The organism is Pseudomonas sp. PDM28 (assembly GCF_019219115.1).
In the GTDB taxonomy this organism is placed as follows: domain Bacteria; phylum Pseudomonadota; class Gammaproteobacteria; order Pseudomonadales; family Pseudomonadaceae; genus Aquipseudomonas; species Aquipseudomonas laurylsulfatiphila.
In genome coordinates, this window is the sequence record NZ_JAHUWG010000014.1 from 39617 (window position 1) to 55501 (window position 15885).

Here is a 15885-nt window from a genome sequence, read left to right on the forward strand (position 1 = left end):
CGCAAGCGGGTGTTGACGAGCGTCATTTTCTATCGAGGTCACTGTGTCAAAAGGCTCTTACTTCATCGCTGGCCAGGCGCTGTAATGCCACAGCCCAATGCCTTCCTGGAGAAACTCGCCAGCAGTTCATCACGCCTGAACAAGAGCTTGCTGGTGCTCGGCGCTCTGGTGTTGCTGTTGCTGGGTATCAGCTACGTGGGGGTGATGCGCATGATCGAAGAACAGCGCGATACCCTGCAGTTTCATTTTGCCCGGCTGATGGAGAATGTCCGCGAACAGGAAATGTTCCTGCAGGATATCTCCCGGGAAAGCACCAACGGCAAACCGCTCCCCATGGCCATGTTGCCGCCCTACGTGCAAAAACCTCTGCCCGAAGAAGGCCCCAACACTTATGAGGGCCGCGGCCTGCCATTTTCGCTGCCTTACAGCTTGAAGATCAATCCGCAGAGGATTGCCCCCGATCAATACGTCAAAGTCTTCACGCTGGGCACCTACCTGGCGGCCTACTACAGCGCGTTCTGGTCGGCGTCGCACTATCAGTCGCCCCAGGTCATCCTGATCAATGGGCCCGACAACTTTGATGTGGCCGTGCCGGCCGCCGGGCGTTTGCGCGGCGCGGGACAGACGCAGATTGGCGCGTTTGTCGAGGCGATGACCCGAGTGAGCGAGCGCGATCAGAACTCCTCGTCACAACCCGATTTTCAGGTGCACTGGGAGCCCTACTCATCCGGTCAGGATGACAGGGCCGCGCCGACCCTGTTGGCCTACGTGAACATCAACCTGTCCAGGAGCGCACTGACCGTCGAGGGGGCCGACTCCCGGGTGGTGCTGGGCTCGCTGCTGAATCTGTCCCAGGTCAATAACATCGAGCGGCTGATGCAGTGGTCGATCTACGACGACTTCACCTTGATTACCCCCACAGGCGTAGTCTTGACCGGCGCCCTGAAACCCGGGCAGACGCTGCACGAGGACGTCAATTTCAACCGCGACGGCCTGGTGTTCAAACTGACCAGTCCCGGCGAGTCACAATGGACAGCGATCTACGTCATCAGTGTCCAGAGTTTCCTCGATTACGCGCTGTGGCCATTGCTGTGTCTGGTCGCACTGGTGGTGGCGATGCTCGGCTGCGGTCGGGCCATCAATCGCTGGTACCGGACCCGGGTCATTCTGCCCGCCCAAAGCGCGCATGCCAGCATCGCCGAAAGCGAGGCGTTCAGCCGCGCAGTCATCGACACGGCGCCGACTGGCCTGTGCGTGATCCGTCGCAGCGACCACCGCGTGCTTCTGGAAAACCAGCGCGCCCAGCAATGGCACGACACCCGCGAACTCATAAGCCTGCTCAACCAGCAGCCGCCGACCGAACCCGGCCACGCGGACCTTGAGATTGACCGGCGCCACCTGCATGTCGCCTTCGTGCCCACCCGCTATCAGGGCCAGGACGCCTGGTTGTGTGCGTTGCATGACGTGACCCGGCATATCGAAGATGCGGCGGCGCTGGAAGATGCGCGTCAGGCCGCCGACTCGGCAAATCAAGCCAAGAGCCGGTTCCTCGCCACCATGAGCCATGAGATTCGTACCCCTCTGTATGGCGTGCTGGGCACCCTGGAACTGCTCGGCCTGACCCCGCTCGCCCCGCGCCAGCAGGATTACCTGCACACCATCCAGCGCTCCTCCGCCACGTTGTTCCAACTGATCAGCGATGTGCTGGATGTCTCGAAGATCGAAGCCGGGCAGATGACCCTCGAGCTTCAGGATTTCTGCCCGCTGGAACTGACCGAAGACACCGTGCGCACCTACAGCGCGTTCGCCCGGTCCAAGGGCCTGCAACTCTATGCCTGCATCGAGGCGACACTGCCGGATCGGCTGCGGGGTGACCCGTTACGGATTCGCCAGATCCTCAACAATCTGCTGAGCAACGCGATCAAGTTCACCGACAATGGCCACGTCGTGCTACGGGTACGGGTGCTGGAAAGCATCGACGGCCGCGTCAACCTGCAGTGGCAGGTCAGCGATTCGGGGGTGGGGATTTCTCAGGAGCAACAACAGCAACTGTTCGCCCCCTTCTATCAGGTCAACGATGCCACCGGACAGGCCGGTGCCGGTCTGGGCCTGGCCATTTGCAAATGGCTGTGCGAATTGATGGCGGGCCAGTTGAACGTGGTCAGCGAACCCGGACTGGGCAGCAGCTTCACCCTGCAACTCGCGCTGGAGCGAGCGCCCGGCGATCTGGCCGATTGCCCCGCATTCAGCCCCGGCCCCCCCGCCGTCTATGTGCACGCGCAGGTCACGGAGCTGGCACAACACCTCATCGCCTGGCTCAACCGTTTTGGCCTCGACTGCCGCCCGCTAACCGTCGATACGCCAGCGCCATCGGCGCTGCTGGTGGAGCTTTCACCCCCTGCCAACAGGCCGGCCTGGCCCGGCCAAAGGATCATCGCCACACCGGACGGCCCTAACCCGTCGCAGTTGCGCGGTACCGACCGGGAAGTCGACGCCCACGATGTACGCGCCATTGCCTGGGCCATTTACCTGGCACAACACGGCGCCAGTACCGACAGCCGTCCTTTGCAGCCAGAAAAGACCCGGCGTTTGAATCTGCAGGTCATGGTGGCGGAAGACAACGTGATCAACTCGGCAATCATCAAGGAGCAATTGGAAGTGCTGGGCTGCTCGGTGGTGGTCGCGGCCAATGGCGAACAGGCCCTGGCGCAGTGGTTGCCCGGGCGCTTCGACCTGGTGCTGACCGACGTGAACATGCCTGTCATGAACGGCTACCAATTGGCCGAGGCACTGCGTCAACAGGATGAAACATTGCCGATTATCGGCGTCACCGCCAATGCCCTGCGCGAAGAGGGCGAACGCTGCGCCGCCGTCGGCATGAATGCCTGGATGGTCAAGCCGCTGAACCTCGCCACCTTGCGCGCGCACCTGGAGAAATATTGCAAGATTGCCATACCTGCCGCCATCGCCATGCCAATACAGCTGTCGCCGAAAATGCGCGAACTGTTTGTCACGACCCTGCGCCAGGACATACACGCCACATTGACTGCGCTGGACAGCGCCGATGCCAATAGAGTGGCGCAGCAACTGCACAGCATGGCCGGTGCGTTGGGTGCGGTGCAGATCGATGCCATGGCCACTGCGTTTGTCGAGCTGGAGTGTCGATTGAACGGCATGGCCGTGACAACCGCCCTGAACCTGGAAGTCCGCCAGAATCTGGCTCGGTTGAATGATTTACTGGATAACCTTGAATAATTTCACTCTGGATAATCACCCATGGAAACCCTCAATGTTGTCATTGCCGATGACCATCCCATTGTACTGCTGGGGGTACGTGAGCTGGTTGAGCGTGACGAAACCTTTCGCGTGGTGGGCGAAGCCGTTTGCTCCAACGAACTGATCAATCTGCTCGAATCCAGGCAGGTGGACCTGGTCATTACTGATTTCAATATGCCCGGCGACTCGCCCTACGGTGACGGCCTGAAACTGGTGGAGTACCTGACGCGGCACTTTCCCATCGTCCGCGTGCTGGTGCTCACCATGATTTCGAACCCCTTGATCCTGACGCGTCTGCGAGAGCTCGGGGTTCTGGCCATCATCCAGAAAAACCAGCTGCATAACGAAATCGAAGCGGCGCTCAATGCCATTGCCCGGGGCAAGCCGGTTCGCAGCAACGGGCCACCGCCAACATCTGTGCTTGACGACCGTGCGGATCTGGACGAGCGGTTTACCCGGTTGTCAGCCAAGGAACACGAGATATTGCGTTTATTTGTATCGGGACTTGGCGTCAACGAAATTGCGCGGGGATTGAACAGAAGTGCAAAGACCATTAGCACTCAGAAAATATCAGCCATGCGCAAACTTAATGTCAGCAGCGATCAGGACTTATTGGCTTACTGCATGGAACGCAATTTATTTAAGTAACAGGAGACTTCACCAGACTAGGAATGTAAGTACGCATAGCTGCGATCGACTTTCGCGCGACTCTATGGATATCTAGCAAAATTCGCTAGATCCATAGATTTAGCTAGGTTCTTTCTATATTTGGCTGGCACTCCTTGAGAGTGCCGGGACGCATTTATTACAAAAAAGATGATTTTCCCCTAGCGTTTGTTGGGCTTCCCTGCGTTGCAGTATCGATTATCCCGAATCATCTTTAAGAATCGTCTTATTCATTGGGGGCGCGTGTAGATTTAGCGTGCACACTCCAATTAAGGCGGGCACAACAATGAAAGTTGATAAGAATCTTACAGAGTTTGAAAACCTCCTGCGGCTTATTAATGCTAGCAACCCCGAGCTAAAGCTTCGGGCTGAACATATAAAATCGATGACCTCAAGGATGAATCACGACGGTTTCTACACCGAAAAAGACAGTTGCCTTGATGTCGAAATGAGCGAGGGAAGTGGGTATTTCGGGAATTTCAGATTTTACTACAATAAAATGACTATCCAAGGTTTCAAAGAAATACCCGAGTATCTGGTTCCTCTTCCTGTGTTGCTAACTGAAACACCGGAAGAAATCTTTGCCAGGTATATGGCACGTTATGAGCTCGCCTCGGATACCCAACTGTACTGGAGCTACTTTGTAGCCCCCACCGAGGACAATATGTATGGGAGTATCAGCATTGCTACAGATGGAAACTCATTAATTTATCAGCAAGTCTCTCACATAAAGCTATTCCGGGTTAATCGCCTGGATGAAGATCTTCCAATCAATATCATGGTTGGAACTTCCACGCTCGATGGGTTTGAACCGACACGCACTCAGCTGCTTATACAATAACGCAACCTAGAGACTTGATCTGGAATAATTGCCACACTAACTCGAAGTAAAACATTATAGTGACAAGGCAAATAAATATCTGCTTTCGTAAAGATCAAGCACCCAGGTGCTTGATTTTTTTTGCTTCATCCAAACGCCACGCAGCATAAACCCATCAAGAAATTATAACCTAAGAAATACTCACCCCAAACCAACTTGCCCAGCTAATAAATCATGACACTTACTGGCAACTAGTCGGCTTTTAGGAATTGTCTGATGTTACCCCCAAATCTTGCCTATTAATCTGTTGCCTCAACCCCATCAATGGAAAAGCAACATGAAAAAACTGACTCGAACGCTCCTCGCCCTTTCGATCTTTGCCGCGGCCGGTAATGTCCTGGCGGCCGATCCGGTCGTGCCCACCAAGGCCGGCAGCGGCACCATCAATTTCACCGGCACCATCAACAACGATGCCTGCTCGGTGGAAGGCACTAGCAAGGACAAGAACATTTCGGTCGCCATGGGCGAAGTGTCGATCAAGGACATGGGCACAGCCACCTCGCCGAAAGGCAACGGCACCCTGAGCGTCGAGAACTTCGACATGAAGATCAACTGCAACGCGGGCACCAAAGTGGCGATGATCTTTGAACCGAACAAGAACGGCGGTTCAGGCATCGAAGCCGGCACCAAAGTGCTGAAACTGATCGAGGGTTATGGCGCTGCGAAAGGCATCGGTATCGCCCTGCTCGACGCCAACGGCGCCGTTATCGATCTGAGCTCGCCGAGCACCGCGCGTATCGAAAATACCCTGCAAGACAGCAACACCACGCTGAAATTCTCGGCGGCCTATGTAACCACCGTCGACCCAAAACTGGCAGTCGCCGGTCGTGGTGATGCCACCCTGCCGTTCACCCTGCAATACGAATAACGCACGCGATCCAGCGAACACTGTGCAGGCCCACGGGTCTGCACTTCATTTCACCTGGCGCGGTAAACCCTCATGTTTTTACGTCAATCTCTGTCTCTCTGCATCGGCCTGTTGGGCCTGTTCGCCATCAATCAGGCCGTGGCCGGCATCTCCTTGAGCAGCACCCGCCTGGTCTTCGACGGCAAGCACAAAGAAGCCGGTATCACCGTGCGCAACAGCGGCGATGATGTGTTGATCCAGTCATGGGTCGACACCGAAAAAAGCGATGGCACCACCGTACCCTTCGCTGTCACGCCGCCACTGGTGCGCGTCAGCGGCGATGAACAGCAAATCCTGCGTGTCATCTACGAAGGTGTGGGCATGCCGAACGACCGCGAATCGGTGGTGTGGCTCAACGTGCAGGAAATCCCGCAGTCGGCCAAGACCGAAAACTCCCTGCAATTGGCGGTGCGGCAGCGCATCAAGGTGTTCTTTCGACCGGCCGGCCTTAGCAACAATGCCTATCTGGCTCCCGGCGAGCTCACGTGGCGTCTGACCGAGCGTGCCGGAAAACGCCTGCTGGTCGTGAACAACCCTGGCCATTATCACGTGTCGATTGCCGATATCACCGTACAGTCCGGCGCACTGCGTGAACACCCGTTCGACTCAATGATGATCGCACCGGGCGAACAAAAAGAGTTCGCCCTCAAACAACTTCATGCGTCTGATTCAGTACGCCTGTTATTTGCCAGCATCAATGACTACGGCGCACAAGATCGTTACGTCGCGCAACTTTCAAACTCTGCCACCGCTCGCGCCACGCTGGACAAAGAGTCGCCATAACTTGCGTGCCGCTTCACTGCCGCACTTTCACTGTATTTCTCTTCGCTCCGTTAGTTCGTATCGGAGGTGATATAGGGTTCCTACATGTTTTTACTTAAACGCGAAGGACTGGCGCCGTTTTCGGTGGTTCTGGTTTTCAGCTCCTCGTGTCTGGCTGACGCCGACGAACAATTCAACACTTCGTTTCTGCAAGGCGCACCGTCCTCGGTGGACTTGCAATCACTGCTCGCCAACAGCCGCGTACTGCCCGGTACTTACCGGGTCGATCTGTATGGCAACGACACCTTGGTCGGCCGCCGCGATATCGACTTCCGTCGCCAACCCGGCACCAACAAAATCGAAGCGTGCCTGACCCAGGACATGCTGCAACAGGTCGGTGTCGACCTCGGCAAGCTGCAAACGAGCGGCAAACTCGACGTTAATGCTGCGGATGCCTGCCTCGACCTGCCATCGCTGGTCGAGCATGCCACCGTGCGTTATGACGTGCCGCGTTTGCGCTTGCTGGTCAGCGTGCCGCAAAGCGCCATGGAACGCGGCCGGCGTGGCTACGTCGATCCGGCCCTGTGGGACGAAGGCGTGCCCGTGGCCTTCATCAATTACCAGCTGAGCAGTAACCGCAACAGCACCGAGAATCAAACCAGCCTCTCCAATAACGTCGGCCTGCGCAACGGCATCAATCTCGGCGGATGGCGCTTGCGCAACGAGTCCAACTTCAACAGCAGTACCGGCCGACCCAGCACGTTCCAAAGCAACCGCAGCTATCTGCAACATGACGTGACCGCGCTGAAGGGCCAGTTCAGTGCCGGAGATATTTTTTCTGATGCCGACCTGTTCGACAGCGTGCGTTATCGCGGCCTGAAACTGGCCTCTGACGATGGCATGCGCGCCGACAGCGAGCGCGGCTACGCACCGGTGATTCGCGGTATCGCGCAATCGAGCGCCACCGTAGAAATCCGCCAGAACAACTACATTCTGTACACGACCAACGTGCCGCCTGGCCCCTTCGAGATCAGCGATATCTACCCCAGCGGCTCCAACGGTGACCTGGAAATTACGGTCATCGAAGCCGACGGCCAGCGCCGGGTGACCGTACAAGCGTTTTCCAGCCTGCCGATCATGGTTCGCGAGGGTCAACTCAAATACAGCGTCTCGGCAGGCCACTACAACAGTAATAACGATGACCAACAGTCGCCGGCATTTGTCAGCAGCACCGTGGCCTACGGCGTGAGCAGCAATTTTTCGGCAGTGGTCGGGACCCAGGCGACCGAGAACTTTCAAGCCTGGTCCTTCGGCGCCGGGCGCAATACCGCCATCGGCGCCGTCTCATTAGACGTAACCCAATCCAGCAGCCGCACCTTCGGCCAGACTGTCAAAGGCAGCAGCGTGCGCGCGCTTTATGCGAAAACCTTCACCGGCACCGACACCAACTTCACCCTCGCCGCCTACCGCTATTCGACCGAGGGCTATCGCACCCTCAGCGAACACGTCGAGGAACTGAGCAGCGAAGGCGAGACACGCACGGGCAATTCGAAAACCCGCACCGACCTGACGATCAACCAGAGCCTGGGCCGCAACCAGCAATTCGGCAGCCTGTACCTCAACGCCAGCGACCAGCGTTATTGGGGGCGCGGCGGTTCGCAAAGCGTGTCGGCGGGTTACAGCAATTATTGGGGTGACGTGAGCTACAACCTTGGCGCCACCTACACCAAGGATGTCGGTAACTACGGAACGGCGAACAATGACACCCTGATCAACCTGTCGCTGTCATTTCCGCTGGGTTCGAATCCGCGCGCGCCGCGAGCCTTTGTTTCCGCCAGCACACAGAAGAGCAGCGACAGCACCCAAGTGGGCATCAATGGATATTTATCGCAAGACAGCAACACCTATTACTCGGTGCAAGGCGGCAACAGCAGCACGGGTGGGAGCAACGGTTCGGCGAATATCAGTACGCGCACCTCGGTGATGGACATCAGCGCCGGCTACAGCCAAGGAAGCGGGTACAACTCGCAGAACCTCAACCTCGCTGGATCGATCGTGGGCCACGCCGGTGGCGTCAACCTGGGACAAACCGTGGGCGAGACGTTTGCACTGGCGCAGGTCGAAGGAGTGGAAGGCGTGAAAATCGGCAGTTTCTCCGGGACCAAAACCGCCAGTAACGGTTTCGCGGTGGTGCCCAACGCCCAGCCTTACCGCGTGAACTGGATCAATCTGGACACCCGTGACCTGGGCGGCGAAATCGAAATTGATAACGCTACCCAGCAAGTGGTTCCACGCCGCGGGGCTGTGGTGCTCGCACGCTATAACAGCAAAACCGGGCGCCGAGTGCAGTTCGCCTTGTTCGATGCGCAACACAAGCCCATACCGTTTGGCGCTGCGCTTGAAGATGCCGCAGGCAAGCAACTGGCGATCTCCGATCCGAGCGGCAAGGCGCTGGCCTTGGTCGAAGAGGACGCCGGAACACTCATAATCAGTTGGCAAGGTCAGAGATGCACAGCGCCCTATGCATTACCAGAGCGGGACAATGCATTGAACTACGAACGCGCCTCTCTGGTGTGTCGCCCGTAGTCTTTTTGAAATGAAACCTGCCGTTTCGATCGGCTCACAGTTATCGATGACCGTGTTCATCACTTCTCGAATTTGTTGCCATCAGTTTTCATTCGAACACCCTTTTCAATGTTGTCTTTCAGCAGGATACGTTGGGTGTCTTTCTGTGGACAGGTGCAATGCAATTCCGCACCTGACGACCAAACCACTACTGCCCACACAAAAAAACCTTCCTGCGCGTCAACGCAGGAAGGGTTTTTTGTTAACGGCTGATCACTCTTTAGCCTGGCTCAACTTGGTGAACAACTCGGTCGGCACTTTCTTGCCGTTGGAGGTGTATTGGTTGGTGCGAAACTTGTACACCTCACCCTCGGACAGGAAGCCGTCGCCGTTGGCGTCCATCGCCTTGAATTCCTCTGTGCCCTTGGGGGCCACGGCCAGCAGTTCCTTGAGCGACACGCGGCCGTCATGGTCGGCGTCGGTGCGGGCGAACGAAGCATCACCGCACTTGCCTTCACCGCACTTGCCTTCAGTTTGGGTCTTTTGCGCGCTGGCTTCGCCGGCGCCGCATTTGCCTTCGCCACACTTGCCTTCGCTGGTCTTTTCGGCGGAGGCCAGTTGATAGCCCTGGGGCAAGGCTTCGGCGGAAAACGCCGAGGATGCGAAGTTGATACCGCCGACCAGTGCTACAGCGATCAGGCCAATACGGGTTTTGTTCGACTGGATACGAGACATGTTGATACTCCGGATCAATGACGTGGCGGGACCACTTTTGGTCGTACCACAAGGGTTGATGAACCTGGTTGCGAGCTGCGTTGTGCTTCTCGCTTTGGCAGGTCTATTTGGCCCCAGTGGTGTATCCGGGCTGTATCCGTGATGAGTGGGTTTTGTAGGGTTGTAGTCGGATTTCGTGCGCTGATACAGAGCGATACACGAAAGCCGGTCTTCAGTTGGCTGGGGATGTTTTTTGCTCGCGTGGGGATCGCTCGAGATTGCCCACGAGCGCTTGTTTAAAAAGGTTGTAGGGTATTTCCGGCGGGCTACAAGACCTTGCGTCGTTGCCTACGGGTACGCCAGAATCCGCCGGCTTGTGCGCCTTGCCCCTGGTCTCTATCGTTTCTGCGCCACTGCCCATCAGTGGTCGGGTTTAGCAGCCCGGGGTTGTAAGCAAGGTGCACATGCTCCTGTCAGTCAGGTATTCCTATGCCTGCATTTGATGGTGGCTGTGCGCAGGGCGCCTTCGGGCGCGCCGGCTTTGCTAGCTTCCCCGGTCTGCTAACCTGCGCACAGCTGCCTCCTTCTCGTTTAGCAGCAAGAGGGTTGGCACCCAATCAGAGAAGCAAGCATATGTTCAAGGTCACCCCCAACCCGCCGGACACCGATCCGACATCCCCCTGCGAACCCGATTCAAGCAGGCCCAACGAGGCCGCCGAATCCGCCTTCCACGTCCCCTCCACCGCCGACATCAAGGCCGCACCGCGCACGCCGGGCACTCTGTTTACCGTCGACCCCGAGGCCGATACCGAAACGCTGATGGTGTATCTGGTCGAGACGCTGGCCTCGGTCGATGTGATGGTGCATCAGTTGGTGGATCATCTGGAGGGTGGGTCGCGCAATGCCCTGTTGGGGATTTCCAATAGTGTGATGCTGGCGGAGATTACGGCGAATCGGGTGTTGGATCAGATTGATCCGCGTGAATAGACCCGTTCAATTGTGGGAGCTGGCTTGCCAGCGATGGCGGCGGCACGTTCACCATCGCATCGCCGGCAAGCCGGCTCCCACAGGGGTTGTGTGTTTGATGTTGGGGGATGGCTAGTTCGGGTCGAGCAACCCGCCGCTCCAGTGACGCGACACCCGGCTGCCGGTGAATTTTGCTACGCCCATGCCCTGGGCGATCAGTCGGTCGCGATAGCGCGTGACCAGGCGCCCCGCTTGTTCGGCGTGCAGCACCACTTCGGAAGTCGGATCGCCCGGGGTTCTGAGGATCCGGGCAAAGCGCTGCCCTTCTTCGACAAAATCTCCCAGCTCTTTTTCGAAGATCAGCACGCCGGGTTGCGGGGCGATGATGGTTTCCATGTGGCCCATTTCCACGGCTTCGACGGGCCAGTCTGCAGGCGCCACGGACTCATCGATGACGCCGAACGCGCACAGCCAGTGGTACAGCCCTTCGGCATCCGACTCGGCGAATCGGTCGTTGACGTCGCCCTGCCCGCGCAGCTCCAGGGTCGCGGCCATGCGCCCTGCTGTGACGCCGTCGCGTATCCACGGGGCGATGATGGTTTCTTCGAAGGAACCGTCGCCGCCGTCATCCCAGATGATCGCCACGTCCATCTTCATCGCCGCCGCCAGTTCGCGACCGCGGGGCCAGAAACTGCGGTGTACGTAGAGGTACGGCAGGGCTTCGTCGTCGGTGTGCAGGTCGAGCATCACGTCGGCCGGGGCGGCCAGTTGCACCAGTTTTTTTTGCCATTGCTGGACGCAGGTCGAAGGTCGCGCCATGGCCGCCGACTGGTCGAACGCGCGATTGAAGTTGTGCCCGGTCGCGTCGTGGTAACGCCCGAGAATCCGGCCCTGGCGAAACTGGCCGATGCCCAGGGGATTGGCCTGTGGCACCACGGTCACCTGGCCCTTGAGCCGGCCCTGGGTTTCGGCGATCTGTAGCCGTTGCATCAGCACATGCAGGACCAGCATCCCGGCGATTTCATCGGCATGCACCCCGGCCTGCAGGTGCACGTTCGGCCCGCTGCCGTCGCCGGTATAGCGCCAGGCACCGACACGCACGGCATCGCCGTTGTTGTTGCTGACACTGAACGAAATATCCTGCGGCATTGGTTTTCCCTCCTGTCATGACCGTTGAAAAACGCTGTATCGCGGCGGTCGAGGCTGGTGATTGAACAGGTGTTCAACTAAGTTCGACAGCGTGAAAGCTCATCCAGGGACAGCCTTGTGACAACCGATGCCCCGAAAAACCGTCGCGCCGAACCCGAAGACCGTCGCGAAATGCTGGTGGCCGCTACCCTGCGCTGCCTGGGCCGCGACGGTCACGCCGGGATATCCGTGCGGCGCATCGCCACCGAAGCCGGGGTGTCCGTGGGTTTGCTCAATCATCACTTCGGCAGCATCGAGGCACTGATCGCCGACACCTACCAGCGGCTCGCGAGCGAACTAACCACGGCCCTGCTCCAGGAAATCGAACAGGCCGGCACCCCCGCACAGAAGATGGATGCGTTCCTCGTCGGCTCGTTTTCCCCCCGGGTCATGGACCCGAAACTGCTCGGGGTGTGGGTGGTGTTCTGGAGCCTGATCCGTCACTCCGAACACGTCAGCCAGTCCCATGAAAAAACCTACCGCGCCTACATCGATCTGCTCAGCCAGTTGCTCGACGGCCTGGCGGCCAGCGAAAGTTTCGTGATTCACGACACGCGCCTGGCCGCCATCGGCCTATCGGCGATGCTCGACGGTCTCTGGCTCGAGTGGTGCCTGAACCCCGAGACCTTCAGCGCCGCCAACGGACTGCATATCTGCCGTTGCTGGATAAAGGGGCTGCGTCACGGAGCATTCAGCACCGACGACGTCCTGTGACGGGTGCCGGCCGAAGATCATCGCCAGGGTGCCGCTGACGGCAATCAACCCGGCGCCGATCATCAGTGAGGTGTCCATCAACGTGCCCCAGACCAGGCTCGACAGGGCAAACGCCCAGATCAAGCCGGTGTATTCGAACGGTGCGAGCAAGGTCGCGGTGGCGCGGCGGAAACTGGCGAACAACAGGAACTGGCCGATGCCGCCCACCAGGCCGGCGCCGAGCATGCCCAGCCAGGCCGGTGTCGGCGAGGGTGTGTAAGTCCACGGCAGGGCCACCGCCATGCAAATCACAAACACCACGTTGGTGATCAGCATCTGTTCCAGCACGGAGGTCTGGTCATCCACCTGACGCAGCTGGATGTAAGTGAACGCCCAGCACATCGCCGCCAGCAGGGTCAGGACGATGGGCAACGGCTCGGTCATGTGGTCGGGGCGACAGGCAATGACTACTCCGACAAAACCGACGATCAGGCTGAACCACTGCCAGCCGCTGGCGCGCTCCTTGAGGATCACCGCCGCCAGCACCGTGACCATGATCGGCGCGGAAAAATACAGGGTGGTCATCTCGGCCAGGGTCAGGTCCCGGGCCGCCGTGTAGTACAGCACCCAGGCCACTATCGACAGCAAGCCGCGCACCACCAGCAGGCGCCGGCTCGGCGAATGCCAGGCGCGCTGGATAACGCGCGAACGCCCCGCCAGCAGCACGGCCACGACCACCACGGCGGCGCGCCAGAACAGAATGGTGACCACCGAATAATCGGCCACCAGCCACTTGATGACCGCATCCTGCAACGACAGGAACGCATAGCCCAGGGTGCACAGGCCAATGCCCTGCAGCGAGCGGTCGACGTTCGACGAGCTCATCAGGCGGACCTGCGCACGGGCGTTCCGCGCCGCTCGGCGAAGGCAAACAGCGCCTCGATGAGGAAAGTCAGGCAGACGTAGACACCGGCCACCAGCAACAGGGGTTCGTACACTTGCAGGGTTTGCGCGCGGACCACGTTGGCGGCGCCGAGCAGGTCGATCACGGCAATGGTCGAGGCCAGTGCCGTGGACTTGAGCAGCATCACGGTCTCCCCCGCCAGGGTCGGCAACAGCAGGCGCAGGGCCCGGGGCAAGCGCACCCGCAGCAACGACTGGCGCGCGGTCATGCCAAAGGCCGACGCGGCTTCCATCTCACCCTTGGGCACCGCCAGCAGGCCACCGCGAATCACTTCGCCGACATAGGCCCCCACCGACACCACCAGGGCGAACACGATGTACCAGTAGCCATCGCGCAGGTACGGCCAGAGGAAGCTGCCGCGAATCAGCGGGAACTGGGCAAACAGGCTGCCCAGCCCGTAGTAGTAGATGTAGATCTGGATCAGCAACGGCGTGCCGCGCGTGACGCTGGTGTAGAACAGGCTGACCTTGGCGATCACCTTGTTTTTCGAGATCCGCGCCAGCGCCACCAGCACCGCCAGCAGGTAACCGAACACGCTGGAGACCAACAGAATGATGAGGGTGGTTTGCAGCCCCCGGCCCAACAGCGCCCCGTATTCAACTATCCACGCTGGAATCATTTCATTCTCTCTGCCGGTTCAGTCAACAAGAGGCATCCAGCGACGAATGCGTCGCTCCAACCGTCCCGAAAGATAGTTCGACGCCAAGGTCACCGCGTAGTACAGCGCGGCAGCCGTGAGGTAGAACAACAGATAGTGGCGCGTCGAACCCGCGCCTTGCTTGGCGGTGTACAACAGCTCGTTGGTGCCGACCACGCTGATCAGCGCGCTGTCCTTGATCAGGTTGATCCACAGGTTGGCCATCCCGGCCATGGCGTATGGCGCCATGATCGGCAGCGTGACCCGGCGGAACAGACCGAAACCGTTGAGGCCGAACGCCTTGGCCGCTTCGATCTGGCCGAAGGGAATCGCCTGGATCGCCGCGCGGAAAATCTCCGAGGCGTAGGCGCCCTGCACCAGTCCCAGCACGACGATGGCCGCCAGCGGGCCGCTGACGTTCACCACGCCGTAGCCGAGTTTGGTCATCAGCGAGTTGAGGAGCATGGAGCCGACGTAGTACAGCAACAGAATCAGCAGCAACTCCGGCACCGCGCGGAACAAGGTGGTGTAGCCGCGCATCAACGCTGCAATCGGCTTCGGCGCGCCGAGCTTGAGGCACGCCACCACCAGTCCGATGGCCAGCCCGAGCACAAAGGCCCCGGCGGAAATCTGCAGGGTCATCCAGAGCCCCTTCAACAGCGCACTGCCCCATCCCTGTTCGGTGAAATTGATCAGATCGAACATTGCCGGCATATCAGTCTCCAGTATGCGGTCATGAACACACCGCCGGATTCTGTGGGAGCGAGCTTGCTCGCGATGAGGCCATGCCAGTCAATATCAATGCTGACTGAACCACCGCTATCGCGAGCAAGCTCGCTCCCACAGGGATCTGCTTTTCCTCAGGACTTGCGTTTAGCCCGTCGTCAGAACGCCGGCTTCACGCTGGTGCCGAAGTAGCTCTGGGACAGCTCGTCGTAGTCCTTGCTAGCCAGCAATTCCTGGATGGCCTTGTCGAGTTTGGCCTTGAGTTCGGTGTCGTCCTTGCGCAGGCCGGCGCCTACGCCTTTGCCGAAGATCGGGTCATAGGGCACGGTGCCGAGGTAGGCCAGGTCCTTGGCATCCGGGGTCTTGACGAACGAAGCCATGGCGGTGCCGTCGGCCATCATCAGGTCAATGCGGCCGGCAATCAGGTCGGCGTTGGCCGAGTCCTGGGTGTCGTAGTACTTAACGTCGGCGATTTTTTCGTAGTAGGTCTTCAGGTAGCTGGCGCTCACGGTCGAGTTCTGCACGCCGATGATCTTGCCCTTGAGGTCATCCGGGTACTTCTTCACCGAGGTCTCTTTCGGGCCGACGACGGCAATCGCCGAATCGTAGTAGGCCTTGCTGAAGGCGATCTGTTTTTCCCGCTCTTCGGTCACCGACATCGAAGAAAAGATCACGTCGATCTTCTTCGCCAGCAGCGACGGAATGATGCCGTCCCACGCCACTTCCTTGATCTCGCAATCGGCTTTCATTTCGCTGCACAGCTTGTGGATCAGGTCGACTTCAAAGCCCTTCCACTCACCGTTGGCCTGCTTTTCGGTGTACGGCGGATAGGGTTCGGCGGCCACCGCGAAACGGATGGGCTGTGCCTGGGCCGCGCTCATGCCGGCCAGCATTACGCAGGCTGCACCGGTCAACCAGTTTGCAAAACGTCGATTTCCCAT

The 15885-nt window shown here is 59.0% G+C and carries 13 protein-coding genes and 1 pseudogene; 8 read left to right on the plus strand and 6 right to left on the minus strand.

From position 1 onward, the window contains the following. The first annotated feature begins 84 nt into the window (after positions 1-84). The 6 genes from KW841_RS27560 to KW841_RS27585 all read left to right on the plus strand — a co-directional run bounded on the left by KW841_RS27560 (position 85) and on the right by KW841_RS27585 (position 9077). Positions 85-3255 (plus strand): hybrid sensor histidine kinase/response regulator, encoded by a 3171-nt coding sequence (locus KW841_RS27560; protein ID WP_218480487.1) that lies wholly within the window; start codon positions 85-87, stop codon positions 3253-3255. Positions 3256-3276: 21 nt separating this feature from the next. Beyond that, positions 3277-3924: a response regulator gene (locus tag KW841_RS27565; RefSeq protein WP_218480488.1), complete on the plus strand. Its 648-nt coding sequence runs from the start codon at positions 3277-3279 to the stop codon at positions 3922-3924. A gap of 304 nt (positions 3925-4228) precedes the next feature. After that, entirely contained in the window at positions 4229-4783 is a 555-nt protein-coding gene (locus KW841_RS27570; protein ID WP_218480489.1) for a hypothetical protein, read from the plus strand. Between the two features lie 316 nt (positions 4784-5099). Beyond that, on the plus strand, positions 5100-5690 hold the full coding sequence (locus KW841_RS27575) for a fimbrial protein (protein ID WP_218480490.1): 591 nt from the start codon (positions 5100-5102) through the stop codon (positions 5688-5690). 72 nt (positions 5691-5762) lie between these two features. Further along, positions 5763-6512 (plus strand): molecular chaperone, encoded by a 750-nt coding sequence (locus tag KW841_RS27580; RefSeq protein ID WP_218480491.1) that lies wholly within the window; start codon positions 5763-5765, stop codon positions 6510-6512. Between the two features lie 84 nt (positions 6513-6596). Then, positions 6597-9077, plus strand: coding sequence for a fimbria/pilus outer membrane usher protein (locus KW841_RS27585; protein WP_218480492.1), 2481 nt, complete (start codon positions 6597-6599; stop codon positions 9075-9077). 252 nt (positions 9078-9329) lie between these two features. Here the strand turns inward: KW841_RS27585 and KW841_RS27590 are convergent, their stop codons facing one another. Next, entirely contained in the window at positions 9330-9791 is a 462-nt protein-coding gene (locus KW841_RS27590; protein ID WP_218480493.1) for a hypothetical protein, read from the minus strand. 612 nt (positions 9792-10403) lie between these two features. Here KW841_RS27590 and KW841_RS27595 point away from each other — a divergent pair. Continuing rightward, positions 10404-10757 carry a DUF6124 family protein gene (locus KW841_RS27595; protein ID WP_218480494.1) on the plus strand — a complete coding sequence of 118 codons (354 nt, stop codon included), beginning with the start codon at positions 10404-10406 and terminating at the stop codon, positions 10755-10757. Between the two features lie 111 nt (positions 10758-10868). Here KW841_RS27595 and KW841_RS27600 read toward each other — a convergent pair whose 3' ends face one another. Beyond that, positions 10869-11885: a succinylglutamate desuccinylase/aspartoacylase family protein gene (locus KW841_RS27600; RefSeq protein WP_218480495.1), complete on the minus strand. Its 1017-nt coding sequence runs from the start codon at positions 11883-11885 to the stop codon at positions 10869-10871. Positions 11886-12056: 171 nt separating this feature from the next. Between KW841_RS27600 and KW841_RS27605 the strand changes: the two are divergent. Beyond that, positions 12057-12542, plus strand: a pseudogene (locus KW841_RS27605) (TetR family transcriptional regulator C-terminal domain-containing protein); the annotation flags it as partial. Here the strand turns inward: KW841_RS27605 and KW841_RS29860 are convergent. From KW841_RS29860 to KW841_RS27620, 4 genes are all read right to left on the minus strand, one after another. Continuing rightward, entirely contained in the window at positions 12498-13502 is a 1005-nt protein-coding gene (locus tag KW841_RS29860) for a DMT family transporter (protein WP_104447603.1), read from the minus strand. The pseudogene KW841_RS27605 and the gene KW841_RS29860 sit on opposite strands and share 45 nt — an antisense overlap. Then, on the minus strand, positions 13502-14200 hold the full coding sequence (locus KW841_RS27610; RefSeq protein ID WP_218480497.1) for an ABC transporter permease subunit: 699 nt from the start codon (positions 14198-14200) through the stop codon (positions 13502-13504). Before KW841_RS27610 ends, KW841_RS29860 begins: the two co-directional genes overlap by 1 nt. 18 nt (positions 14201-14218) lie before the next feature. Continuing rightward, positions 14219-14932, minus strand: a complete 714-nt coding sequence (locus KW841_RS27615) for an ABC transporter permease (protein WP_007977785.1) — start codon at positions 14930-14932, stop codon at positions 14219-14221. A gap of 170 nt (positions 14933-15102) precedes the next feature. Next, entirely contained in the window at positions 15103-15885 is a 783-nt protein-coding gene (locus KW841_RS27620) for a transporter substrate-binding domain-containing protein (RefSeq protein ID WP_218480498.1), read from the minus strand.

Excerpts from the sequence above, each read along its gene's own strand:
- KW841_RS27560 (WP_218480487.1), top strand. The coding sequence starts at position 85 with ATGCCACAGCCCAATGCCTTCCTGGAGAAACTCGCCAGCAGTTCATCA.
- KW841_RS27565 (WP_218480488.1), top strand. The coding sequence starts at position 3,277 with ATGGAAACCCTCAATGTTGTCATTGCCGATGACCATCCCATTGTACTG.
- KW841_RS27570 (WP_218480489.1), top strand. The coding sequence starts at position 4,229 with ATGAAAGTTGATAAGAATCTTACAGAGTTTGAAAACCTCCTGCGGCTT.
- KW841_RS27575 (WP_218480490.1), top strand. The coding sequence starts at position 5,100 with ATGAAAAAACTGACTCGAACGCTCCTCGCCCTTTCGATCTTTGCCGCG.
- KW841_RS27580 (WP_218480491.1), top strand. The coding sequence starts at position 5,763 with ATGTTTTTACGTCAATCTCTGTCTCTCTGCATCGGCCTGTTGGGCCTG.
- KW841_RS27585 (WP_218480492.1), top strand. The coding sequence starts at position 6,597 with ATGTTTTTACTTAAACGCGAAGGACTGGCGCCGTTTTCGGTGGTTCTG.
- KW841_RS27590 (WP_218480493.1), bottom strand. The coding sequence starts at position 9,791 with ATGTCTCGTATCCAGTCGAACAAAACCCGTATTGGCCTGATCGCTGTA.
- KW841_RS27595 (WP_218480494.1), top strand. The coding sequence starts at position 10,404 with ATGTTCAAGGTCACCCCCAACCCGCCGGACACCGATCCGACATCCCCC.
- KW841_RS27600 (WP_218480495.1), bottom strand. The coding sequence starts at position 11,885 with ATGCCGCAGGATATTTCGTTCAGTGTCAGCAACAACAACGGCGATGCC.
- KW841_RS29860 (WP_104447603.1), bottom strand. The coding sequence starts at position 13,502 with ATGAGCTCGTCGAACGTCGACCGCTCGCTGCAGGGCATTGGCCTGTGC.
- KW841_RS27610 (WP_218480497.1), bottom strand. The coding sequence starts at position 14,200 with ATGATTCCAGCGTGGATAGTTGAATACGGGGCGCTGTTGGGCCGGGGG.
- KW841_RS27615 (WP_007977785.1), bottom strand. The coding sequence starts at position 14,932 with ATGCCGGCAATGTTCGATCTGATCAATTTCACCGAACAGGGATGGGGC.
- KW841_RS27620 (WP_218480498.1), bottom strand. The coding sequence starts at position 15,885 with ATGGGAAATCGACGTTTTGCAAACTGGTTGACCGGTGCAGCCTGCGTA.